The organism is Virgibacillus sp. 7505, assembly GCF_002272135.1.
Taxonomy (GTDB): domain Bacteria; phylum Bacillota; class Bacilli; order Bacillales; family Amphibacillaceae; genus Terribacillus.
In genome coordinates, this window is the sequence record NZ_NPBF01000126.1 from 1 (window position 1) to 311 (window position 311).

The 311-nt window shown below is 35.4% G+C and carries 1 protein-coding gene; it reads left to right on the forward strand.

Features of this window, described 5'->3' with window-relative positions; translation table 11 throughout:
- Positions 1–30: 30 nt before the first annotated feature.
- On the forward strand, positions 31–311 hold a 281-nt coding region (locus CHH91_RS18235), incomplete at its 3' end, for a replication initiation factor domain-containing protein (protein ID WP_286160844.1).

Sequence of the window (311 nt, forward strand, 5' to 3'; positions counted from 1 at the left end):
AAGCTAAAGCGAGGGTTATGTAAATCTAAAATGAAACGTGCTAGACATATTGAAGAAATTGACATAGGAAACGGCGAAGTTGGTGGACAAACATTATATTTCGGACAACCATCTTCAAGAATACAAGTTAGGTTTTATGAAAAAAATTACGAGAGAATAGCAGCAGGATACGAGATAAAAGAAGATATAATAGGCTGGAACAGAACAGAATTACAGTTACGGAAACAAAGGGCAGATAAAACAGCAGGTTTGATTGCATCTGGTGAAATGGAGTTAGGAAAAATAATTGCGGGTTTGCTTAAACATTACAT